Genomic DNA, 20,944 nt, shown 5'->3' with positions numbered 1-20,944 from the left:
TTATTTGCTTCTATCTATAAAGGAAGAACAATTACCAGCGAAAACGCAGCTGTGCCTGAGGTTCAGGCGCAACAGCGGGCTGTGTAGCGTCCACCACCGGCTGCTGGGCCGGCACCTCACCCGCAGGCACTTCCTGCAACTTGGCCAGGCTCAACTGGGTACGCAACTGATCGGCACTGCCGTTGACGCGGTACACAATACGGTTGCCATCCACGCGCTGCGGCTGACCACCAAAAGGCTCGAGCAGATGGCCCAGTGCGGCGTAGCGCTCCAGGGTCATGCCCTGCACTTCGAGCAACTGCTCACTGCTCACACCGGGTTTGACGGCAAAACGTGGCGCCAACTTTTGGCTGACGGCGAGCAATACGGCATCGGCCACGGCGGCGGTGTCGGCACCTTGGGCGGTGCCCTGCTCACTCTTGTCGCCCAGCCACAGGCGCCATTTGGCCTGCCACTGGTTACCTTCCTGGCGCGCGTGCACGGCGAGCAATGCGTCGGCACCGTAGCGCTCAGAAGCTGCGCGCAGTGGCGTGGCGTCGGCGCTTTCCAGATTCGGTGCTGTGGCGACTACCTGTTCGTCCAGATCACCCAGCGGCAGGCGCCACGGCAAGCCACGGTGTTGCGCCGCCCGACGCAGCGCGCCGGCGACGGCTTGGCCATCACCGACCAGGCTGCTGCCTTCGGTGGAGTCGTTCAGCCACCAGCCGAGGATCGACGGCCGATTGCTGCCCCAGATCGACAAGCCCGCCTCACGCAGCGCGCGATCGGTGCTCACCGGGTCGAAATCCACTTGCAGGCTTTCCGGTGGGCCGGCGTCGTAGCCGTACTGGCTGATGATTTGTTGCGGGTCCTTGCGAATCGCCGCCAGGCCCGGGCCATCGGCGGCCTTGGCGTCTCCCGTCAGGCGGATCACCAGGGTTTGCACGGCGCGCTGGGTGGCTTGGTCGCGCTCCTGCGGCGACTGGCTGCTGACAGGTTCAAGCACTTGATACAGGCCATTGAGGGTTTCGGCATGACTCGCCAGGCTGACCAACGACAAGCAGCCTACAAAGAAGAATTTACACAGACGCATGGAAGATTCCCGAACAACAAATTTAGCGGCTGGAACAGACCGCGTGAACTCGGCTTAGCATGGCTGTGACCACAGCAGCCGGTAAAACATTCACAGGGTCTTGGTAAGTTTTCGCAACGTCATAACGGTAGCGGTTTAAAGGCTATACCTTAATACACGCCAAAGCAGACCCCATTAGCATTTTTTTAACCGGCTTTTTTAACCTATATGGCCCTGCCCGTCGGCCCGAGGATGGCCGCTGCCTCTCAAGCCTGATAAAATCGCGCGCCTTCGCAGACCGTCAACGGCTGGGCCTTTTATCAAAAGCGCCCGCCGCTCGGTCGTTACCCAGAAATCCCCCCTAAAGGCCTGGATCATGAGCAAGCAACCCTCCCTGAGCTACAAGGACGCCGGTGTAGACATCGACGCCGGTGAAGCATTGGTCGAACGCATCAAGAGCGTCGCCAAGCGCACTGCGCGCCCCGAAGTCATGGGCGGCCTGGGCGGTTTTGGCGCCCTCTGCGAAATCCCGGCCGGCTACAAACAGCCTGTACTGGTCTCCGGCACCGACGGCGTGGGCACCAAGCTGCGCCTGGCCTTGAACCTGAACAAGCACGACAGCATCGGCATCGACCTGGTTGCCATGTGCGTCAACGACCTGGTGGTGTGCGGCGCCGAGCCGCTGTTCTTCCTCGACTACTACGCCACCGGCAAACTCAACGTCGAAACCGCGACCCAGGTCGTGACTGGCATCGGCGCGGGCTGCGAACTGTCGGGTTGCTCTCTGGTCGGCGGCGAAACCGCTGAAATGCCAGGCATGTATGAAGGCGAAGACTACGACCTGGCCGGTTTCTGCGTCGGTGTTGTAGAGAAATCCGAAATCATCGACGGCTCCAAAGTCGCTGCCGGTGACGCCCTGCTCGCCCTGCCATCCTCCGGCCCGCACTCCAACGGCTACTCGCTGATCCGCAAGATCATCGAAGTGTCCGGCGCCGACATCGAGACCATCCAACTCGACGGCAAGCCGCTGACCGACCTGCTGATGGCCCCGACACGCATTTACGTCAAGCCACTGCTCAAGCTGATCAAGGACACTGGCGCGGTCAAAGCCATGGCCCACATCACCGGTGGCGGCCTGCTGGACAACATTCCGCGTGTTCTGCCAAAAGGCGCCCAGGCGATCGTCGACGTGGCCAGCTGGCAGCGCCCGGCAGTCTTCGACTGGCTGCAAGAGCAAGGCAACGTCAACGAAACCGAAATGCACCGCGTGCTGAACTGCGGCGTGGGCATGGTGATCTGCGTGGCTCAAGAGCACGTTGAAAGCGCACTGAACGTACTGCGCGAAGCAGGCGAGCAGCCGTGGGTCATCGGCCAGATCGCCACCGCTGCCGAAGGCGCGGCTCAAGTTGAACTGAAGAACCTTAAGGCACATTGATGCAAGAGCGGATGCCCGCTACATGTGATGTCGTGGTGCTGCTCTCCGGCACCGGCAGTAATTTGCAGGCCTTGATCGACAGCGCGCGCATCGGCGACAGCCCGGTGCGCATCGCTGCGGTGATCTCCAACCGCAGCGACGCCTACGGCCTGCAACGCGCCACGGACGCGGGTATCGCTACCCGCGCCCTGGATCACAAGGCTTTCGAAGGCCGCGAGGCCTTCGATAGCGCCTTGATCGAACTGATCGACGCCTTCAACCCCAAGCTCGTGGTCCTCGCCGGTTTCATGCGCATTCTCAGCGCTGATTTCGTGCGGCACTACCAAGGGCGCCTGCTGAATATCCACCCGTCCCTGTTGCCCAAATACAAAGGGTTACATACTCACCAACGCGCCCTCGAGGCCGGTGACACCGAGCACGGCTGCAGTGTGCACTTCGTCACCGAGGAACTCGATGGCGGGCCTCTGGTCGTACAGGCTGTGGTTCCGGTAGAGTCTGCAGACTCAGCGCAGACACTTGCGCAACGGGTTCACACCCAGGAACACAGGATTTACCCACTGGCTGTTCGCTGGTTTGCCGAGGGGCGATTGATTCTTGGCGAACAGGGTGCATTATTGGACGGTCAGTTACTCGCGGCCAGCGGCCACTTGATTCGAACCTAGGAGATTTTATGCGTCGCGCCTTGCTCTTCGCTTTTGCGCTGTTCGCCTTGCCCGCCGTGCAAGCAGCAGACCTTCACCCTTTCTCCGCCAGCTACACCGCCGACTGGAAACAGTTGCCCATGAGTGGTTCGGCCGAACGCAGCCTGACCAAAAATGACAATGGCTCCTGGACCTTGAACTTCAAGGCTTCCATGATGATCGCCAGCCTCACCGAGACCAGTGTGATCCTGTTCGACAAGGACGCCCTGCAACCGAAGAGCTACAGCTTCGAACGCGGCGGTCTGGGCAAGGCGAAAAAGATCAACCTGGACTTCGACCAGACGAGCAAAAAAGTAACTGGTTTCGAAAACAAAGACCCGGTCAACGTCACCCTCGAAAGTGGCATGCTCGACAAATCGACCTACCAGCTTGCCCTGCAGCGCGATGTTGCCGCCGGCAAGAAAAGCATGAGCTACCGCGTGGTTGAAGGCACCGATGTCGATACCTACGACTTCCGCGTGATCGGCCCGGAAAAGGTCCAGACCAAAGCCGGCGCTATCGATGCTATCAAGGTCGAGCGCGTGCGCGACCCGTCGCAGAGCAAGCGCATCACTCAGATGTGGTTTGCCAAGGACTGGGGCGGCATCCTGGTTGCCCTGCGTCAGGTGGAAACCGACGGCAAGGAATACAACATCATGCTGTTGGACGGCACCGTTGACGGCAAGGCTGTCAAAGGTAGCTGATGGGCTGATGAGCTGAAAAAGGAGCCTCGCTGAATGCGGGGCTTTTTTTCGCCTGCAGGTTTTGTGCTGGACGCTCTACCGCTATCGCAGGCAAGCCAGCTACTACATTGGAATGCATTTAACGGTGGGAGCTGGCTTGCCCGCGATGCCGTCAGCCCAGATAACCCAGCTTGAAACCCCACTCAAACATGAAACTTTTGTCATAAAACTCAGCAGCCTGCGACGCAATGTCACGGTTTACGGGGCCTGCGGCACTGTTGCGTTTTGTGCAATGAATTGTTGCGTGCAAAACCAGTTTACTTAGCAAGCTAACAAAACATATAAAAGAGGCCTGCGACGACTTGCCGCAGATCAACCAGAGATTGGAGCAAGCAGATGACTGTAAAAGTAACTGAACGCGACGATGCACACATGTCTCACGAAGCACTGGGCCATGGGATTCACATCTGGGATGTACATCAACAAGACCAACTGGTCGGCATGTTCCACGACGAGAGCGAAGCCCACAATTATAAAAACGAGCTCGAAACTCTTGAGATGAAGCGCCAGGCACAAAGCTCCTGAAACTCTGATATCGCGCAGGCATCCGGCCCCACACAGCAGCTGGATTACCTGCAAAAAAAACCCCGCCTTTTGAGCGGGGTTTTTCGTTTTTACCGTATTACCACATCAGGTCATCCGGGATCTGGTAGGCAGCGTACGGATCATCTTCATCCGGCACTTGGCTTTCAGTCAGGATGTTGAGCTGCACGATACGCTCCGGCGCACGCTCCTGGATCTTCAGCGCCGCTTCACGCGGGATCACCTCGTAACTGCCACCGTGGTGCACGATCGCCAGGGAGCCGTTGCTCAGTTTGTTACGCATCAACGTGTTGACCGACAGGCGTTTGACCTTCTTGTCGTCGACGAAGTTGTAGTAGTCCTCAGTCGTCAGCTTAGGCAGGCGCGAGGTCTCGATCAGTTGCTTGACCTGGGCCGTGCGGGCCTTGGCCTCGGCTTTTTCCTGCTGCTGGCGGTTCAGTTCCTGGTCACGCTTGACCTTCTCGGCGTGCGCCTCGGCAGCCAAACGCGCCTGGGTGTCATCAACTTCGGCTTGGCCTTTATGGACCAGGCGCTGCTGCTTCTGCTTCTCTTTGCCGACCTGCTTGGCCTGCTTTTGGTTGACCAAACCTGCTTTAAGCAACTGGTCGCGAAGGGAAAGGCTCATGGTGCTTACTCACTTAGGCAACTGCTCAACCGCAGCTGGACACATTCTTTTCCTGACGTTTGGCTTCGCCCCACAGGGCGTCCAACTCTTCGAGGGTGCAATCTTCTATGGATTGGTGCGTATCGCGCAATGCCTGTTCGATAAATCGGAAACGTCGTTCGAACTTGGCATTGGCGCCACGTAGCGCAGTCTCCGGGTCAACCTTGAGGTGACGCGCCAGGTTGACCGCCGCAAACAGCAGGTCACCGACTTCATCGGCAATCGCCACCGAGTCGTTATCGGCCATGGCTTCGAGCACTTCATCGAGCTCTTCGCGCACGTTATCCACCACCGGCAAGGCTGATGGCCAGTCGAAACCGACCTGGCTGGCGCGCTTTTGCAATTTGGCGGCACGGGACAGCGCCGGTAAAGCCGTGGGCACGTCATCCAGCAGGGACAATTGCTGCGGTGCGTCGGACTTTTCCGCGCGTTCCTCAGCTTTGATCTGCTCCCAACGCACCTTGACCTGCTCTTCGCTCAACTGAGGAACATCCAAGGGCGCATACAAATCGCCCGTAGGAAACACGTGAGGATGGCGGCGGATCAACTTGCGGGTAATGCTGTCGACCACCCCGGCGAACTCAAAACGGCCCTCCTCCCGCGCCAACTGGCTGTAATACACCACTTGGAACAACAGGTCGCCCAGCTCACCTTGCAGGTGATCAAAGTCGCCGCGTTCAATGGCATCAGCGACTTCGTAGGCTTCTTCCAGGGTGTGCGGGACGATGGTCGCGTAGGTTTGCTTGATGTCCCACGGGCACCCGTATTTGGGGTCGCGCAGGCGGTTCATCAGGTGCAGCAGGTCTTCAAGTGAATACATCAGTCAATCTCTGTTCGCTCCCACACAAGCCCGGCGCCCCCAGAAAGCAGTCCACACATATTTTCAGACCGCATCATGGTGTGCGATTACGCCGGGTTTCGATGATGTTCGGCAACTGGGAAATCCGCCCCAACAACCGCCCCAACGCGTCCAGCCCCGGAATCTCGATGGTCAGGGACATCAACGCGGTGTTGTCCTCTTTGTTCGAGCGGGTGTTGACCGCCAGCACGTTGATCCGCTCATTGAGCAGCACTTGCGACACGTCACGCAGCAAACCGGAACGGTCGTAGGCGCGAATGATGATGTCCACCGGGTAGGTGAGCACCGGCACCGGGCCCCAGCTGACCTGGATGATACGTTCCGGCTCGCGCCCGCCCAGTTGCAGCACCGAGGCGCAATCCTGGCGGTGAATGCTCACGCCACGGCCCTGGGTGATGTAACCGACGATGGCGTCGCCCGGCAACGGCTGGCAGCAGCCGGCCATTTGCGTCATCAGGTTGCCCACGCCCTGAATCTGGATATCGCCGCGCTTGCCCGGTTTGTAGCCGGTGGCTTTGCGTGGGATCAGCTCCAGCTGCTCGCTGCCGCGCTCCGGCTCGACCAGTTGCTGGGCCAGGTTGACCAGCTGCGCCAGGCGCAGGTCGCCGGCCCCCAGGGCTGCGAACATGTCCTCGGCGATCTTCATGTTGGCCTTTTCGGCCAGCTTGTCGAAGTCCACCTGCGGCAAGCCCAGGCGCGCCAATTCGCGCTCAAGCAAGGTTTTACCGGCGGCGACGTTCTGGTCGCGCGCCTGCAATTTGAACCAATGGACGATCTTCGCCCGTGCCCGCGACGTGGTGATGTAGCCCAGGTTCGGGTTCAGCCAGTCGCGGCTCGGCGTGCCGTGCTTGCTGGTGATGATCTCGACCTGTTCACCGGTCTGCAGGCTGTAGTTGAGCGGCACGATGCGCCCGTTGATCTTGGCGCCCCGGCAGTTGTGGCCGATTTCGGTGTGCACGCGGTAGGCAAAGTCCAGCGGCGTAGCGCCTTTGGGCAAGTCGATGGCGTGACCGTCGGGGGTGAAGATGTAGACGCGGTCCGGCTCGATATCCACGCGCAGCTGTTCGGCCAGGCCGCCGATGTCGCCGAGTTCTTCGTGCCACTCAAGCACTTGGCGCAGCCAGGAGATTTTCTCTTCGTACTGGTTGGACCCGGCCTTGACGTCGGTGCCCTTGTAACGCCAGTGCGCACACACCCCAAGCTCAGCCTCTTCGTGCATGGCGTGGGTGCGGATCTGCACTTCCAGCACCTTGCCCTCGGGGCCGATCACTGCGGTGTGCAGCGAGCGATAGCCGTTTTCCTTGGGGTTGGCGATGTAGTCGTCAAATTCCTTGGGAATGTGCCGCCACAAGGTGTGCACGATACCCAGCGCGGTGTAGCAGTCGCGCATTTCCGGCACCAGCACACGCACGGCGCGTACGTCGTAGATCTGGCTGAATGCCAGGCCTTTGCGCTGCATTTTGCGCCAGATGGAATAGATGTGTTTGGCCCGGCCGCTGATGTCGGCATCGACGCCGGTGGCCTGCAACTCGGAACGCAACTGCCCCATCACATCGGAGATAAAGCGCTCACGGTCAAGCCGCCGCTCGTGCAGCAGCGTGGCAATCTGTTTGTATTGATCGGGTTCGAGGTAGCGGAAGGACAAGTCCTCCAGCTCCCACTTGATATGGCCGATACCCAGGCGGTGCGCCAGCGGCGCGTAGATGTCGAACACCTCGCGGGCAACGCGGTTGCGCTTTTCGTCGTCGGCGGTTTTTACCGCACGGATCGCGCAGGTACGTTCGGCCAGCTTGATCAGCGCGACGCGCACGTCGTCGACCATCGCCACCAGCATCTTGCGCAGGTTCTCGACCTGGCCCTGGGTGCCCAGCACCATCGACTGGCGTGGGCTGAGGCTGGCGCTGATGGCGGCCATGCGCAGCACGCCGTCGATCAACTTAGCGACCACGGCGCCGAAACGCTGGCTGACCAGCGGCAACGCAATATGCCCTTCGCGCACGCCGCGATAGAGCACGGCGGCGATCAGCGAATCCTGGTCCAGCTTGAGATCGGCGAGGATCTCGGCGATTTCCAACCCGGTGCGAAAGCTTGATGTGCCCTCCGCCCACAGGTTCTTGGCCGCATTGTCTTGCTGTTCAGACTCACGAGCGAACTCGCAGGCTGCTTTCAAGGCTTCACGGTCCAGTGCCGGGTCGACACTGACGGCATGATCCAGCCATGCCTCGAGATTGATACTGCCGTCGGTGTTGATCGGCTGGTGTGCTCTCACCTGTACCATCTTGCTTACCTTCCCTACGACGCACCTTTGATGCGCCAAAAATCATCGCTGACCTGCTGCGTAACCCTAGCTCTGCAACCAAGGCTACGTGCAACTCCCTGACAGGTCACGGCCCAGGAGACTACAGGCCAGTCGGATTAAACGGGCATCCTAGCCCGCTTCAAATAACGCCATGGCCTCGACATGAGATGTCTGTGGAAACATGTCGAGGATCCCGGCACGTTTTAGCCGGTAGCCTTGCTTGACCAACTCAACCGTGTCCCGCGCCAGCGTGGCCGGGTTGCAGGACACATACACCAAACGCTTGGCTCCTAGCGTGGCGAGCTTACGCACAACCTCCAGGGCACCATCGCGGGGTGGGTCCAAGAGTACCGCAGAAAAGCCCTGTTTGGCCCATTCCGCGTCAGTCAAAGGCTGGGATAAATCGGCCTGAAAAAACTGCACATTATGCAAATTGTTGCTGACAGCGTTCTGCGCCGCGCGGTCCACCATGGTCTGTACACCTTCTACCGCGACCACTTCGCGCACGTGTTTGGCCAGCGGCAACGCAAAGTTACCCAGCCCGCAGAACAGGTCCAGCACCCGTTCCTCGGGCTGTGGCGCCAGCCATTCCAGGGCTTGGGCGACCATCGCGGCGTTGACGCCAGCGTTGACCTGCACAAAGTCCCCGGGCCGATAAGCCAGTTCCAGATCCCATTGTTCCAACCGATAACCCAACGCCGAGTTCGCCTCGACGGGCTCCGGCTGGCCCTCGCCATGCAGCCACAACTGCGCTTCATGGAAGGTGCAAAATTCTTGCAGGATCAGCAGGTCCGCCTCGGACAACGGCGCCATATGCCGCAGCAACACGGCGATGGATGAGCCGCTGAACAACTCCACATGCCCAAGCGCCTGCGGTTTGCTCAGGCGGCGCAGCATGTTCGGCAAGCGCTGCATGATCGGTTGCAAGGCCTGTACCAGCACCGGGCAATCATCGATGGCGACGATGTCCTGGCTGGCCACGGCGCGAAAACCCACCTCAAGCTTTTTCGCCTTGGCGTCCCAGCGCACAGCCACGCGGGCGCGACGACGGTAGGCGAATTCCGGCCCACTCAAAGGGGCGGCCCACGCTTGCGGTTCGACACCGGCCACACGCGACAGTTGTTCGGCGAGCATGCGCTGTTTCAGGGCGAGCTGTTCGTCATGGGGCAAGTGCTGCACGCTGCAGCCGCCGCAGCGGCCAAAATGCGCGCACGGCGCCGGGCGGCGCAGTTCGCTGGCCTTGAACACACGCTCGGTGCGCGCTTCAACCACTTTGCCGTGGGCGCCCAATACCCGCGCTTCGACTTCTTCGCCGGCCAGCGCACCGTTTACAAACCAGGTACGGCCTTCAAAGAACACGATGCCGCGGCCATCGTTGGCCAGGCGCTCGATGGTCAGGCGTTGTTTCTTGCCTACCGGAATCTGCGGGGCCCGGCTGCCGCCTGTCGGTTGGAAGCGCAGGCCTCTCTCGTGCTTGGCCATCAGTTGGGTTCGTCGAAGATGCCGGTCGACAGGTAACGGTCGCCTCGGTCACAGATGATCGCGACGATCACCGCGTTTTCCACTTCTTTGGACAACCGCAACATACCGGCCACGGCGCCGCCGGAGGACACGCCGCAGAAGATGCCTTCTTCGCGCGCCAGGCGGCGGGTGGTGTCTTCGGCTTCACGCTGGGCCATGTCGATGATGCGGTCCACGCGCGTGGCGTTGTAGATCTTCGGTAGGTACTCTTCGGGCCAACGGCGAATACCGGGAATCGCCGCGCCTTCCATCGGTTGCAGGCCGACGATCTGGATCGCCGGGTTCTGCTCCTTGAGGTAGCGCGAGTTGCCCATAATGGTGCCGGTCGTGCCCATGGAGCTGACGAAATGGGTGATGGTGCCTTGGGTCTGGCGCCAGATTTCCGGGCCTGTGCTGGTGTAGTGCGCCTCTGGGTTATCGCCATTGGCAAACTGGTCCAGCACCACGCCACGGCCTTCGGCGGCCATGCGCTCGGCGAGGTCGCGCGCGCCTTCCATGCCTTCTTCCTGGGTGACCAGCAACAGCTCGGCGCCATAGGCGGTCATTGCCGCCTTGCGTTCGGCGCTGCCGTTGTCGGGCATGATCAGCACCATCTTATAACCCTTGATTGCCGCGGCCATGGCCAGGGCGATCCCGGTGTTACCCGAGGTGGCTTCGATCAAGGTGTCGCCGGGCTTGATTTGCCCGCGCAGCTCGGCGCGGGTGATCATCGACAGCGCCGGGCGGTCCTTGACGGAGCCGGCCGGGTTGTTCCCTTCAAGCTTGAGCAGCAGAATATTGCTGGTTTCACCCGCCATGCGTTGCAAGCGGACCAGGGGCGTGTTGCCGACGCAATCGGCGATTGTAGGGTACTGCAAGGTCATGGCGTATTCGCAATCCAGACTGCGGGGGCGACCATCATACCGGGAAAGGCTGGCGGGCCATATCACGCAAAGTGTGGTGCTTATGGCTTACAGGAATAAGCGAGTGGCGTGTGGCCTGTGAGGACGCTATCGCGGGCAAGCCCGCCGCCACAGAGGACAGCGTGCAGATCAATGTGGGAGCTGGCTTGCCTGCAAAAGCCGCACCTCGGTAAACCGACTAACCCAATTGCCCGTCGCCATGATTCTTACGAAACACCTCGTCCCCCATCGCCGAAATCTGCCCGTCAATCAGTGCCTCGAACGGTTTAAGCAGCGCCTCAAAAGAGGTCGGCGCTTCCAGCACCTGCAACGCCTGCACAATTGCCTCTACCGTCGACAAAGCCCCTGGCCCCGGCGCTTTGCGCAACCGGTAGCGAGAAACGCCACCCTCGGCCAGGGTCACCCGGGGCAATGCGGCCAATAAAGGATTGAGGTGCAGCAATTTGCGCGCTTTGCGCCAGGTGCCGTCGGGCACCACCAACAACAGCGGTTGGTCGTCGGGCGCATACACCTGCAAAGGCTGGGCGTCATCAGCGGGAAACAGCAGGCGCGCTTGATAACCGGGCGGGTTTAACAAGGTCGCCAAATCGTCAAACACCTCACCCACCACCAACTGTGCATTGCTCAACCCCAACGCCGCCAACCGCGCGGTATTGAGCGCATGGTTGACCTCACTCGGGTGCTGCAGCAGCAACACACGGGTGCGGCTGTCGAGGCTGGGGATCAGCGGGCACAGGCAATGAGTGGCGGGCCGCTGGCAAGTTGGACATTGGGGTCTGGACATGTTTTTTCAGGCCTGGTTGAGCTGGGCTTTGAGTAAGTCGCGAAAGGTCTGGATCAGCGGCTCGCGGCTACGGCCACGGCGCATGATCATCGAGAACGGCGCCTGATAGCCGAAGGTCGCCGGCAGCAGCACACGCAAGTCGCCCTTGTCGGCCCAGGCTTGGGCGTAGTGCTCAGGCAGGTAGCCGATATAGGCGCCGGACAGCACCAGGATCAACTGCGCCTCCATACTTTCCACCGTGGCGGCGCTGTGTTTGAAGCCGTGGCGCGCCAGTTCTGCCTGGCTCCAGTAGCCACGCCCGACCATACGCTGCTGGGTGATCACTTGTTCGGGGATGCGCCGTTCGCTGAACAACGGATGCCGCGTGCTGCAATACAGCCAGTGTTGCTCGCGGTACAGCGGCATGTAGATCAACCCGCTCATGCGGTTGGAGAACGCGCCGATGGCCAGGTCCAGGCGGTTGTCCTGCACGCCCAATTGCAGCTCATAAGGGCTCATCACCGACAAATTCAAGTGCACAGCCGGGTGTTCCAGGCTATAGGCGCCGATCGCTTCGGCGAACGGCAGGGCCTTGTCGCTGACGGTGGAGTCGAGCACGCCGAGCTTGAGGGTGCCGCGCAACTCACCTTTTAACGCGGCGGCGTATTGCTCGAACCCTTCCAGCTCGCCTAATAGACGCAGGGTTTCCTGGTGGAACAGCTCGCCTTTGCTGGTCAGGCTGAACCCGCCGCGCCCGCGATGGCACAGCACCAGGCCCAAAGCTGCTTCCAGCTGGCTCATGTAGGTGCTGATGGCCGACGTCGACAAGTTGAGTTCGTGCTGGGCATTGGCGAACCCTTGGTGCCGCACGACGCTGACGAAGATGCGCAGGAGTTTCAGGTCGGGCAAGGCGTTGGCCATGGGTTCTCCAGATAACACAAAAACCTGTGGGAGCGGGCTTGCTCGCAAATACGGTGGATCAGCCGAACTATTTGTACCTGACACACCGTATTTGCGAGCAAGCCCGCTCCCACATTTGAACCGAGTTTACCTCAGGCATTAGTTTAGAAAAATCTGAACTAAGTATTTGCCCCTGCCGATTCTTCCCGTCCCGGGCTTTTCGCAGAATCGGCCTCTAATAAACAAAACAACGATGAGGCAATCCCGTGGACAAGATTTTTCACCAACCACTGGGCGGCAACGAAATGCCGCGCTTCGCCGGCATCGCCACCATGATGCGACTCCCCCACCTGCAGTCGGCCAAAGGCCTCGACGCCGCCTTTGTCGGTGTGCCCTTGGACATCGGCACCTCGCTGCGCGCCGGCACCCGCTTCGGGCCGCGTGAAATCCGCGCCGAGTCGGTGATGATCCGCCCCTACAACATGGCCACCGGCGCCGCGCCGTTCGACTCGCTGTCGGTTGCCGACATCGGCGACGTGGCAATCAATACCTTCAACCTGCTGGACGCTGTGCGCATCATCGAAGAAGCTTACGATGAGATCCTCGAGCACAACGTCGTCCCGATGACCCTTGGCGGCGACCACACCATCACCCTGCCGATCCTGCGGGCGATTCACAAGAAACACGGCAAGGTCGGGCTGGTGCACATTGATGCCCACGCCGACGTCAACGACCATATGTTCGGCGAGAAAATCGCCCACGGCACCACCTTCCGCCGCGCCGTGGAAGAAGGCTTGCTCGATTGCGACCGCGTGGTGCAGATCGGCCTGCGCGCCCAGGGCTACACCGCCGAAGACTTCAACTGGAGCCGCAAGCAGGGCTTTCGTGTGGTCCAGGCCGAAGAATGCTGGCACCACTCGCTGGCGCCATTGATGGCTGAAGTGCGTGAAAAAGTCGGCGGCGGTCCGGTGTATTTGAGCTTCGATATCGACGGTATCGACCCGGCCTGGGCGCCTGGCACCGGCACCCCGGAAATCGGCGGGCTGACCACCATCCAGGCGATCGAGATCATCCGTGGCTGCCAAGGCCTCGACCTGATTGGTTGCGATCTGGTAGAAGTTTCGCCGCCTTACGACACCACCGGCAACACCTCGCTGCTCGGCGCCAACCTGCTGTACGAGATGCTCTGCGTACTGCCCGGCGTGGCGCATCGCTGATGAGCACGCAAGCCGTGCTGCAAGCGGCGGCCGACCTGGTGTCGGCCTTCGCCCGCAATGACCGCGCCGCCTATTTCGGCGCGTTCACGGTGGATGCCAGCTTCGTGTTCTACACCCTCCCCCTGCCGCTGCTCAGTCGCGATGCCTACCAGGCGTTGTGGGACCGCTGGCGCCGGGACGAGGGGTTTGAGGTGCTGTCCTGCACTTCAAGCAACGCCTTTGTCAGCCTGCAGGGTGACGTGGCGATTTTTATGCATGACGTGGCCACCGAGCTGCGCATGAACGGGGAGCAATTTTTTAGCCAGGAACGCGAGACCATTGTCTTCACCCGACAAGGGTCAGACGCACAACAAAAACAAGGCCTGTGGCTGGCCTGTCACGAACATTTGTCCGCTATGCCGGAAGGGCTGCCGCCCCCTTAGCCAATGTGATCGGAGCTGATCATGAATAATAAAAACAACGATAAAAGTATTCGAAAGATAGAAACCAACGGGGTCGAGCAGATCCCGGACCACGAACGTACCGCCAGCCCCAAGGATCTGTTTCGACTGATCTTCGGCGGAGCCAATACCTTTGCCACCGCTGTGCTGGGCGCGTTTCCGGTGCTGTTCGGCTTGTCGTTCCAGGCCGGTGTCTGGGCGATTGTGTTGGGCGTGCTGGTGGGCGCGCTGATCCTGGCGCCGATGGGCCTGTTCGGGCCGATCAACGGCACTAACAACGCCGTGTCTTCCGGTGCACACTTTGGTGTGCACGGGCGGATTGTCGGCTCGTTTCTGTCGCTGCTGACGGCGATTGCCTTCTTCTCACTGTCGGTGTGGAGTTCAGGCGATGCGTTGGTCGGTGGTGCGAAACGCCTGATTGGTTTGCCAGAAACCGACCTGACGTTAGGCCTGGCCTACGGCCTGTTCGCCCTGCTGGTGCTCACCGTGTGCATCTATGGCTTTCGCTTCATGCTGTGGGTCAACCGCATTGCCGTGTGGGCGGCGAGCCTGCTGTTCCTGTTGGGGATCTTCGCGTTTGCGCCAGCCTTCGACAGCCACTTTGCCGGCACCGTCGCCATTGACCAGACCGGCTTCTGGGCCGCCTTCATCGGTGCGGCGCTGGTAGCCATGAGCAATCCGATTTCCTTCGGCGCGTTCCTGGGTGATTGGTCACGCTACATCCCACGTGAGACGCCGAAAATACGCATCATGCTGGCGGTGGTGCTGGCCCAGATCGCCACCTTGATTCCGTTCCTGTTCGGCCTGGCCACCGCGACCATCGTGGCGGTCAAGGCTCCGGACTACATCGCAGCCAACAACTATGTCGGCGGTTTGCTGGCAGTCGCGCCGAGCTGGTTCTTCCTGCCGGTGTGCCTGATCGCGGTGATCGGCGGCATGTCCACTGGCACCACGTCGCTGTATGGCACCGGGTTGGACATGTCCAGCGTGTTCCCGCGCCTGCTGTCGCGGGTCAAGGCCACGCTGCTGATTGGGGTGATGTCGATTGCCTTCATCTTTATCGGACGTTTCGCCGCCAACCTGGTGCAAAGCGTGTCGACCTTCGCCGTGCTGATCATCACCTGCACCACGCCGTGGATGGTGATGATGATCATCGGCCTGATCGTACGCCGAGGCTTTTACTGCCCGGATGATCTGCAAGTGTTCACCCGCGGTGAAACCGGCGGGCGCTACTGGTTCAGCCATGGCTGGAACTGGCGCGGCCTGGGCGCCTGGATCCCGAGTGCGCTGGTGGGCCTGTGCTTCGTCAACTTGCCGGGGCAGTTTGTCGGGCCACTGGGCAACTTGGCCGATGGCATCGATATCAGCCTGCCAGTGACGCTGGGGCTGGCCTCGGTGGTGTACCTGAGCTTGCTTCGCGTGTTCCCGGAACCGGCCGCCGTCTACGGCCCGGCCGACCCTCGCAGCCAGCGCACGGATGCGCGCATTAAACCGGCGCTGCAACAAGCCGCCTGATCGCCCATAAAAACGATAATCGGAGACCCGCCGTCATGGCTTTGGATTTATTCGTCGTACTCATCTACGCCGCCGGCATGCTCGTGCTCGGCTATTACGGCATGCGCCGCGCCAAGACCCACGAAGACTACCTGGTAGCCGGACGTAACCTGGGCCCGTCGCTGTACATGGGCACCATGGCCGCCACGGTACTGGGCGGTGCATCCACCGTCGGCACCGTGCGCCTGGGTTATGTGCACGGCATCTCCGGCTTCTGGTTGTGCGCCGCACTGGGCGCCGGGATCATCGCGCTGAACCTGTTCCTGGCCAAACCGCTGCTCAAGCTGAAGATCTTCACCGTCACCCAGGTCCTGGAAAAACGCTACAACCCCATGGCCCGCCAGGCGAGCGCGGTGATCATGCTGGCCTACGCGCTGATGATCGGCGTGACCTCGATCCTGGCCATCGGCACCGTACTGCAAGTACTGTTCGGCCTGCCATTTTGGGTCTCGGTGCTGCTGGGCGGTGGCGTGGTGGTGGTGTATTCGACCATCGGCGGCATGTGGTCACTGACCCTGACCGACATCGTGCAGTTCGTGATCAAGACCGTCGGCCTGATGTTCATCCTGCTGCCGATTTGCCTCTACCGCGTCGGCGGTTGGGACCAACTGGTGGCCAAGTTGCCAGCGTCGAATTTCAGCTTCACCGAAATCGGCTGGGACACGATCATCACCTACTTCATGATCTACTTCTTCGGCATCCTGATCGGCCAGGACATTTGGCAACGGGTGTTCACCGCCCGTGACGAAAAGGTTGCCCAGTACGCCGGCACCTTCGCCGGTTTCTACTGCATCCTTTACGGCCTGGCGTGCGCCTTGATCGGCATGGCGGCGCACGTGCTGCTACCGGACCTGGACAACGTCAACAATGCCTTCGCCGCCATCGTCAAAGCCTCGTTGCCGGACGGCATTCGCGGCCTGGTGATTGCCGCCGCACTGGCCGCGATGATGTCCACCGCCAGCGCCGGTTTGCTCGCCGCCTCCACCGTCTTGACCGAAGACCTGCTGCCGCGTTTGCGCGGGGGCAAGCAGTCGAGCCTGAACATCAACCGTCTGTTCACGATGCTCACCGGCATCGCCGTGCTGGGTATCGCATTGGTCGTGAACGATGTGATCAGCGCCCTGACCCTGGCTTACAACCTGTTGGTGGGCGGCATGCTGATCCCGCTGATGGGGGCGATTTTCTGGAAACGGGCGACCACGTCGGGCGCCATTACGTCGATGACCTTGGGCTTCGTGACCGCACTGGTGTTTATGTTCAAGGATGGCTTGGATGCGAACACGCCGATCTACTACAGCCTAGCGATTGGGCTGGTGAGCTTTGTAGTGGTGAGTGTGTTGTCGCCCCGGCCAGAGACGGTGGCGGCTCGGGCGATTTGAGCTATAAAAGAATCTAGAGCAGTTTCTTCAGCGGGTGCGACGTCGGATATCGCGGCCGTTTTTTTTGCCTGACACAAAAACAACTGTGGGAGCGGGCTTGCTCGCGAAAGCGGTGTGTCAGTCAATATTTCGTTAACTGACGCACCGTCTTCGCGAGCAAGCCCGCTCCCACATTAATTCTGCGGCGCTACCAGCTCTAGCGGCGACGCGGGCGGCGCTGCTCATCATCTGTGCGAATCGGCACAGGTTGCAGCGGAGGCTCGATCAAGCCGAGCGCGACTCCAACGTCATGGAGCCAGGTTTGAATTTTCTCTTTCATGGTTGCTCCCTTTGCGGGTAATGCGAGTTGGCGAGAGTTTTATCGCCCTTTCCTACAGTGATAGTAGCCCTAAGTCCTACGTAATGCTTGAACGAAACCACAACGAACTATTACTGAATTGATCCAAATGCTGACGGATCGTTCAAGCGATATAGCGCGCGTCCTGCAAGAACCCGGCGTTGCCTTCTTGCTGCAGCTCGATCCATGCATTGAGGTTAGCGCCGAGCATACCCTTTCGCCACATCAGCCAGGTCGTTGCAGTAGCAAAAGGCCCTGTAAGGGGATGAACGGACACGCTGTCCTTGCCCGGCAGGCTGTCGAGCATCGATTCGGACATTAATGCCACCCCGGAACCCGCGATCACGCAGGCAAGCATGCCCTGATAGGACTCAATCTCGATTGCCCGGCCCATGGCCACACGCTCATGGGAAAACCAGGTTTCCAGGCGTGTACGGTAGGCGCAACTGCGGCGGAAGGTGAACACCGAACGCCCCGCTACGTCCTGCGGCCCACGCACTGGTGGGTGATCGGCTTCACAGATCAGCACCAGGCGCTCTTCACACAGCGGCACGCCGTCCAACGTAGCGATGGTCAGCGGGCCGTCCACCAACGCCGCGTCCAAACGCCCGGTGATCAGGCCTTCCAGCAATTCACCGCTGGGCGCCGATTGCACCTGCAGGTTCACCCTCGGATACGCCTTGTGATAGCGCGCCAACAGCTTCGGCAAGTGAATCGCGGCGGTGCTGTACATGCTACCCAGCACAAAGTCGCCGGCCGGTTGCCCGCCTTGAACGGCGCCGTGGGCTTCGTCATGCAGCGCGATCAGGCGAGTGCTGTAGTCCAACAACACTTTGCCAGCAGGAGAAAGCTGTAACCGCTGGCGTTCGCGCACGAACAGTTCCACGTCAAGCTGCTCTTCCATCTGTTTGAGCCGGGTCGAGAGGTTGGACGGTACACGGTGCAGGCGCTCGGCCGCACGGGTAATGGAGCCCTCTTGCGCTACGGCTTGGAAAATCCGCAATTGACTGAACTCCATACCTTTCTCCAAAACTGAACAAGTTACTCACTATTATTCATTTTTACAGAAAGTCAATTCACTTTAGCCTGAAGGTCTTCGCGTCCTTGCAGGAAACCTGAACATGTCACCGCTGATTCGCTGACTCGCCAGCTCTATTGCCCTGATGATGACCATGGGCATTGGCAGCTTCGCCCTCACCCCGCAGATGCCGCAATTCAAGGGCGCCTGGCAGGCCGATCTGTTCTGGCCCTGTTTTGGTCTGGCTGCCGCTCTCGGGGTCGTGGTGGTGAGCGTGCGCCGTCATAGCCCGCCCCCCCCGTCGTGGGTTGATGAGCACTTTGTGGCTGCAAGCGGCCGGCGTGTTCGCCTGCTTGCTGGGCAATGGCTGGGGCCTGGCGCTGGGGTATTGCTGTGCGGGACGCCGTTTCTGGCGTGCATGATGCTGGTGATGCAGCGCCGGCCTGTTGACCGCCTGCTTTGCCATCGGCCAATTAAGTGGCCCGCTGCTGGCATCGATAAGCAGCCACCTTAGCGGCGGCCTGCAACCGGCGTTGGTGATCGCAGGTGCAGGCCTGGTGTTGGCAGGTGCGGTGTCACTGCGCCCTGGCGCTGCTGTCAGCCAGCAACCATAGGCGCTGGTACGCGAACCTGTTCTCGTCGCGAAAGAACCAGGAAAAACAGCCCTCCCAGGAAGCACCCGGTAAACCAGGAAAAGTTGGCCATGCCCTGCAACGCCGGGGTGAAGGTGATCGCAACGCCCATCAGCGTCGCCGGCACCAAGGCTTTGACGGCCGTCCAGTTCACGCCGCCGTCGAAGTAATAGCGCCCGCTTGGGCTGTCATCGAACAGCGCGTCCACATCGACCTGCTGTTTTTTGATCAGGTAGAAGTCCACCAATAGAATCCCGAACAGTGGCCCTATAAACGCCGCGAGGATGTCCAAGGTGTAGTGGATCATCAGCGGGTTATTGAACAGGTTCCACGGAGTGATGAAGATCGAAGCCACCGCCGCGATCATCCCTCCGGCCCGCCAGCTGATTTTGCTCGGCGCGACGTTGGCGAAGTCAAACGCAGGCGACACGAAGTTGGCGACAATGTTGATGCCGATGGTCGCCGTGACAAAGGCAAAGGCGCCGAGCAGTACGGCCATGCTGTTGTCGATTCGCGAGACGGTGGCAATCGGGTCATGCAGCATTTCGCCGAACACCGGCAAGGTGCCCGAAACGATCACCACCGTGACCAGCGAGAACGCCAGGAAATTCACCGGCAGCCCCCAGAAATTACCGCGACGCACATCCCGCATGCTGCGGCAGTAGCGGCTGAAATCGCCGAAATTCAGCGTAGGCCCGGAGAAGTACGAGACCACCAGCGCCGTTGCCACGATCACCTGGCCGAAAGCCTGCCAGCCCGACAAGGATTTTTCCGCCAGGGTAAAGCTGATGTTGGCCCAGCCGGCTTTCCACACAATCCAGCCGGCCAGGGCGAACATCACCGCATAGACCACCGGCCCCGCCCAGTCGATAAAACGCCGGATGGATTCCATGCCGGCCCAGAACACCGCAGCCTGCAACGCCCAAAGGCTTAAGAAACCAAACCAGCCCAGGTAGGACAGGCCGGCAAAATGCGGTTCTGCATACACCGCCATCTGTGGGAAGAAGCGCAGCACCACGATGATCAAGGCACTCGACGCCAGGTAGGTCTGAATCCCGTACCAGGCCACGGCGATCAGGCCGCGAATCACCGCCGGAATATTGGCCCCAAACACGCCAAAGGCCAGCCGGCAAATGACCGGATACGGCACCGCCGCTTGCTGACTCGGTTTGGCCACCAGATTGGCGATCAACTGCACGATGCAAATACCCGCAAGCAAGGCGATCAGCACCTGCCAACTGGCCAGCCCGAGGGCGAACAGGCTGGCGGCGAACACGTAGCCGCCGACACTGTGCACGTCGCTCATCCAGAAGGCGAAGATGTTGTACCAGTTCCAGTTTTGCGGCAGTGGGCCCAGGTCCTGGTTGTACAGGCGCGGGCTGTAGCCTTTGGGCAATTGTTCGGTCATCGCTGGCTCCTCGAAATACCGGCCTGCGCTTCCGTAACGGGATGCATACGGGAGGCGGCATGGTTTGTATACGAGGCTTTCAGCAGAATGCGTGCCAATGGCACACAATCCCTCTGGATCGGCGCTCCAAAGGGGTTTATGCAGGGCTAAATTCAGGCACTACGCTCAGCAACGGTGCACATAAATCCTGTACACAATCAGTGGTGCACCCGATCTGCACACAGGTAGCCAACCGTGCAGCACGCCGCTGTCAGGACGGTGCCCCACGCCATGTCCATGATGGCCAACCCAGCGGACCAGCCTTGCAGCGTGGCCCAGTTGCTCAGGTCATACGTGCCGTAGGCCACCAGCCCGAGCAAGGCACCCAGGCGTACGGCGCGTTGCCAACTGCCGCTTGGCAGGACCACGAACACCACGCAACCGATCACATACAGGAGATAGAACAACACCGCGGGCAACAGGCGGGGTTGGTCAAGCATCAATGGGCCGAGCAGGGATTTGTAGGTCGGGCCCATAAGGACACCGAGCCAGAGGCCGTCGAGCACCAGGAAGGCAAGCAAGGTGGCGAGGTAAGCGAACAGTGTTTTCTTGGTCATTTA

General features: G+C 60.5%; 20 protein-coding genes and 1 pseudogene. 9 read left to right on the top strand and 12 right to left on the bottom strand.

The annotated features are described in order from the left end of the window. Positions 1 to 31: 31 nt before the first annotated feature. The gene (locus ACI77I_RS04705) at positions 32 to 1,072 is read right to left on the bottom strand and encodes a DUF2066 domain-containing protein (protein ID WP_406997047.1); all 1,041 of its coding nucleotides are present in this window, start codon (positions 1,070 to 1,072) and stop codon (positions 32 to 34) included. A gap of 355 nt (positions 1,073 to 1,427) precedes the next feature. Between ACI77I_RS04705 and purM the strand changes: the two genes are divergently transcribed. The 4 genes from purM (at position 1,428) to ACI77I_RS04685 (ending at position 4,434) form a co-directional block, all read left to right on the top strand. Continuing rightward, positions 1,428 to 2,486 (top strand): phosphoribosylformylglycinamidine cyclo-ligase, encoded by a 1,059-nt coding sequence (gene purM, locus ACI77I_RS04700; RefSeq protein ID WP_094950277.1) that lies wholly within the window; start codon positions 1,428 to 1,430, stop codon positions 2,484 to 2,486. 11 nt (positions 2,487 to 2,497) lie between these two features. Continuing rightward, positions 2,498 to 3,148, top strand: a complete 651-nt coding sequence (gene purN / locus ACI77I_RS04695; RefSeq protein WP_094950301.1) for a phosphoribosylglycinamide formyltransferase — start codon at positions 2,498 to 2,500, stop codon at positions 3,146 to 3,148. Between the two features lie 8 nt (positions 3,149 to 3,156). Beyond that, entirely contained in the window at positions 3,157 to 3,870 is a 714-nt protein-coding gene (locus ACI77I_RS04690; RefSeq protein WP_094950276.1) for a DUF3108 domain-containing protein, read from the top strand. A 375-nt stretch (positions 3,871 to 4,245) separates the two neighbouring features. After that, positions 4,246 to 4,434: a hypothetical protein gene (locus ACI77I_RS04685; protein ID WP_064453511.1), complete on the top strand. Its 189-nt coding sequence runs from the start codon at positions 4,246 to 4,248 to the stop codon at positions 4,432 to 4,434. Between the two features lie 97 nt (positions 4,435 to 4,531). Here the strand turns inward: ACI77I_RS04685 and ACI77I_RS04680 are convergent, their stop codons facing one another. The 7 genes from ACI77I_RS04680 to ACI77I_RS04650 all read right to left on the bottom strand — a co-directional run bounded on the left by ACI77I_RS04680 (position 4,532) and on the right by ACI77I_RS04650 (position 12,381). After that, on the bottom strand, positions 4,532 to 5,077 hold the full coding sequence (locus ACI77I_RS04680; protein WP_003230516.1) for a DUF2058 domain-containing protein: 546 nt from the start codon (positions 5,075 to 5,077) through the stop codon (positions 4,532 to 4,534). Positions 5,078 to 5,102: 25 nt separating this feature from the next. Continuing rightward, positions 5,103 to 5,936 (bottom strand): nucleoside triphosphate pyrophosphohydrolase, encoded by an 834-nt coding sequence (gene mazG / locus ACI77I_RS04675; protein WP_094950275.1) that lies wholly within the window; start codon positions 5,934 to 5,936, stop codon positions 5,103 to 5,105. Between the two features lie 73 nt (positions 5,937 to 6,009). Beyond that, positions 6,010 to 8,253, bottom strand: coding sequence for a GTP diphosphokinase (relA, locus tag ACI77I_RS04670; RefSeq protein ID WP_094950274.1), 2,244 nt, complete (start codon positions 8,251 to 8,253; stop codon positions 6,010 to 6,012). Positions 8,254 to 8,403: 150 nt separating this feature from the next. Beyond that, complete coding sequence (gene rlmD, locus ACI77I_RS04665; RefSeq protein WP_406997046.1) at positions 8,404 to 9,756, bottom strand: 23S rRNA (uracil(1939)-C(5))-methyltransferase RlmD; 1,353 nt, start codon at positions 9,754 to 9,756, stop codon at positions 8,404 to 8,406. Then, complete coding sequence (gene cysM / locus ACI77I_RS04660) at positions 9,756 to 10,658, bottom strand: cysteine synthase CysM (RefSeq protein ID WP_094950272.1); 903 nt, start codon at positions 10,656 to 10,658, stop codon at positions 9,756 to 9,758. Before cysM ends, rlmD begins: the two co-directional genes overlap by 1 nt. A 217-nt stretch (positions 10,659 to 10,875) precedes the next feature. Then, complete coding sequence (locus ACI77I_RS04655; protein WP_094950271.1) at positions 10,876 to 11,481, bottom strand: tRNA-uridine aminocarboxypropyltransferase; 606 nt, start codon at positions 11,479 to 11,481, stop codon at positions 10,876 to 10,878. A gap of 6 nt (positions 11,482 to 11,487) precedes the next feature. Further along, entirely contained in the window at positions 11,488 to 12,381 is an 894-nt protein-coding gene (locus ACI77I_RS04650) for a LysR family transcriptional regulator (protein ID WP_406979998.1), read from the bottom strand. A 245-nt stretch (positions 12,382 to 12,626) separates the two neighbouring features. On the opposite strand from ACI77I_RS04650, the gene speB reads away from it, so the two are divergent. The 4 genes from speB to ACI77I_RS04630 are packed head-to-tail and all read left to right on the top strand — an operon-like array spanning position 12,627 to position 16,950. Further along, positions 12,627 to 13,577: an agmatinase gene (gene speB, locus ACI77I_RS04645; RefSeq protein ID WP_083357426.1), complete on the top strand. Its 951-nt coding sequence runs from the start codon at positions 12,627 to 12,629 to the stop codon at positions 13,575 to 13,577. Further along, complete coding sequence (locus ACI77I_RS04640; RefSeq protein ID WP_406997045.1) at positions 13,577 to 13,999, top strand: YybH family protein; 423 nt, start codon at positions 13,577 to 13,579, stop codon at positions 13,997 to 13,999. The genes speB and ACI77I_RS04640 overlap by 1 nt, the downstream gene beginning before the upstream one ends. A gap of 21 nt (positions 14,000 to 14,020) precedes the next feature. Then, the gene (locus tag ACI77I_RS04635) at positions 14,021 to 15,532 is read left to right on the top strand and encodes a cytosine permease (RefSeq protein ID WP_242151693.1); all 1,512 of its coding nucleotides are present in this window, start codon (positions 14,021 to 14,023) and stop codon (positions 15,530 to 15,532) included. Between the two features lie 35 nt (positions 15,533 to 15,567). After that, positions 15,568 to 16,950 (top strand): sodium:solute symporter, encoded by a 1,383-nt coding sequence (locus ACI77I_RS04630; protein WP_406997044.1) that lies wholly within the window; start codon positions 15,568 to 15,570, stop codon positions 16,948 to 16,950. A gap of 196 nt (positions 16,951 to 17,146) precedes the next feature. On the opposite strand, the gene ACI77I_RS04625 is transcribed toward ACI77I_RS04630, so the two are convergent. Next, positions 17,147 to 17,269, bottom strand: coding sequence for a PA1414 family protein (locus ACI77I_RS04625; protein WP_256589246.1), 123 nt, complete (start codon positions 17,267 to 17,269; stop codon positions 17,147 to 17,149). A 142-nt stretch (positions 17,270 to 17,411) separates the two neighbouring features. Beyond that, positions 17,412 to 18,305, bottom strand: coding sequence for a putrescine utilization regulator PtrR (ptrR, locus tag ACI77I_RS04620; protein ID WP_406997043.1), 894 nt, complete (start codon positions 18,303 to 18,305; stop codon positions 17,412 to 17,414). Between the two features lie 145 nt (positions 18,306 to 18,450). Here ptrR and ACI77I_RS04615 point away from each other — a divergent pair. Continuing rightward, positions 18,451 to 18,919, top strand: a pseudogene (locus ACI77I_RS04615) (YbfB/YjiJ family MFS transporter). On the opposite strand, the gene ACI77I_RS04610 reads toward ACI77I_RS04615, so the two are convergent. Both ACI77I_RS04610 and ACI77I_RS04605 read right to left on the bottom strand, forming a co-directional pair. Continuing rightward, positions 18,903 to 20,345 (bottom strand): NCS1 family nucleobase:cation symporter-1, encoded by a 1,443-nt coding sequence (locus ACI77I_RS04610; protein ID WP_406997042.1) that lies wholly within the window; start codon positions 20,343 to 20,345, stop codon positions 18,903 to 18,905. The pseudogene ACI77I_RS04615 and the gene ACI77I_RS04610 overlap by 17 nt on opposite strands. A 197-nt stretch (positions 20,346 to 20,542) precedes the next feature. Continuing rightward, entirely contained in the window at positions 20,543 to 20,941 is a 399-nt protein-coding gene (locus tag ACI77I_RS04605) for a DUF2177 family protein (protein WP_406997040.1), read from the bottom strand. Between the last annotated feature and the right edge of the window lie 3 nt (positions 20,942 to 20,944).

The sequence above is a fragment of the Pseudomonas sp. D47 genome, from assembly GCF_045447305.1.
GTDB lineage: Bacteria > Pseudomonadota > Gammaproteobacteria > Pseudomonadales > Pseudomonadaceae > Aquipseudomonas.
This window is presented reverse-complemented; position numbering and strand designations above follow the sequence as displayed.

What these genes read in the sequence shown, in the direction of transcription:
- relA (WP_094950274.1), bottom strand. Translation starts at nt 8,253, where the DNA reads ATGGTACAGGTGAGAGCACACCAGCCGATCAACACCGACGGCAGTATC.
- ACI77I_RS04650 (WP_406979998.1), bottom strand. Translation starts at nt 12,381, where the DNA reads ATGGCCAACGCCTTGCCCGACCTGAAACTCCTGCGCATCTTCGTCAGC.
- ACI77I_RS04635 (WP_242151693.1), top strand. Translation starts at nt 14,021, where the DNA reads ATGAATAATAAAAACAACGATAAAAGTATTCGAAAGATAGAAACCAAC.
- ACI77I_RS04640 (WP_406997045.1), top strand. Translation starts at nt 13,577, where the DNA reads ATGAGCACGCAAGCCGTGCTGCAAGCGGCGGCCGACCTGGTGTCGGCC.
- ACI77I_RS04605 (WP_406997040.1), bottom strand. Translation starts at nt 20,941, where the DNA reads ATGACCAAGAAAACACTGTTCGCTTACCTCGCCACCTTGCTTGCCTTC.
- ACI77I_RS04705 (WP_406997047.1), bottom strand. Translation starts at nt 1,072, where the DNA reads ATGCGTCTGTGTAAATTCTTCTTTGTAGGCTGCTTGTCGTTGGTCAGC.
- ACI77I_RS04680 (WP_003230516.1), bottom strand. Translation starts at nt 5,077, where the DNA reads ATGAGCCTTTCCCTTCGCGACCAGTTGCTTAAAGCAGGTTTGGTCAAC.
- mazG (WP_094950275.1), bottom strand. Translation starts at nt 5,936, where the DNA reads ATGTATTCACTTGAAGACCTGCTGCACCTGATGAACCGCCTGCGCGAC.
- purN (WP_094950301.1), top strand. Translation starts at nt 2,498, where the DNA reads ATGCCCGCTACATGTGATGTCGTGGTGCTGCTCTCCGGCACCGGCAGT.
- ACI77I_RS04655 (WP_094950271.1), bottom strand. Translation starts at nt 11,481, where the DNA reads ATGTCCAGACCCCAATGTCCAACTTGCCAGCGGCCCGCCACTCATTGC.
- cysM (WP_094950272.1), bottom strand. Translation starts at nt 10,658, where the DNA reads ATGACCTTGCAGTACCCTACAATCGCCGATTGCGTCGGCAACACGCCC.
- purM (WP_094950277.1), top strand. Translation starts at nt 1,428, where the DNA reads ATGAGCAAGCAACCCTCCCTGAGCTACAAGGACGCCGGTGTAGACATC.
- ACI77I_RS04610 (WP_406997042.1), bottom strand. Translation starts at nt 20,345, where the DNA reads ATGACCGAACAATTGCCCAAAGGCTACAGCCCGCGCCTGTACAACCAG.
- rlmD (WP_406997046.1), bottom strand. Translation starts at nt 9,756, where the DNA reads ATGGCCAAGCACGAGAGAGGCCTGCGCTTCCAACCGACAGGCGGCAGC.
- ptrR (WP_406997043.1), bottom strand. Translation starts at nt 18,305, where the DNA reads ATGGAGTTCAGTCAATTGCGGATTTTCCAAGCCGTAGCGCAAGAGGGC.
- ACI77I_RS04630 (WP_406997044.1), top strand. Translation starts at nt 15,568, where the DNA reads ATGGCTTTGGATTTATTCGTCGTACTCATCTACGCCGCCGGCATGCTC.
- ACI77I_RS04690 (WP_094950276.1), top strand. Translation starts at nt 3,157, where the DNA reads ATGCGTCGCGCCTTGCTCTTCGCTTTTGCGCTGTTCGCCTTGCCCGCC.
- ACI77I_RS04685 (WP_064453511.1), top strand. Translation starts at nt 4,246, where the DNA reads ATGACTGTAAAAGTAACTGAACGCGACGATGCACACATGTCTCACGAA.
- ACI77I_RS04625 (WP_256589246.1), bottom strand. Translation starts at nt 17,269, where the DNA reads ATGAAAGAGAAAATTCAAACCTGGCTCCATGACGTTGGAGTCGCGCTC.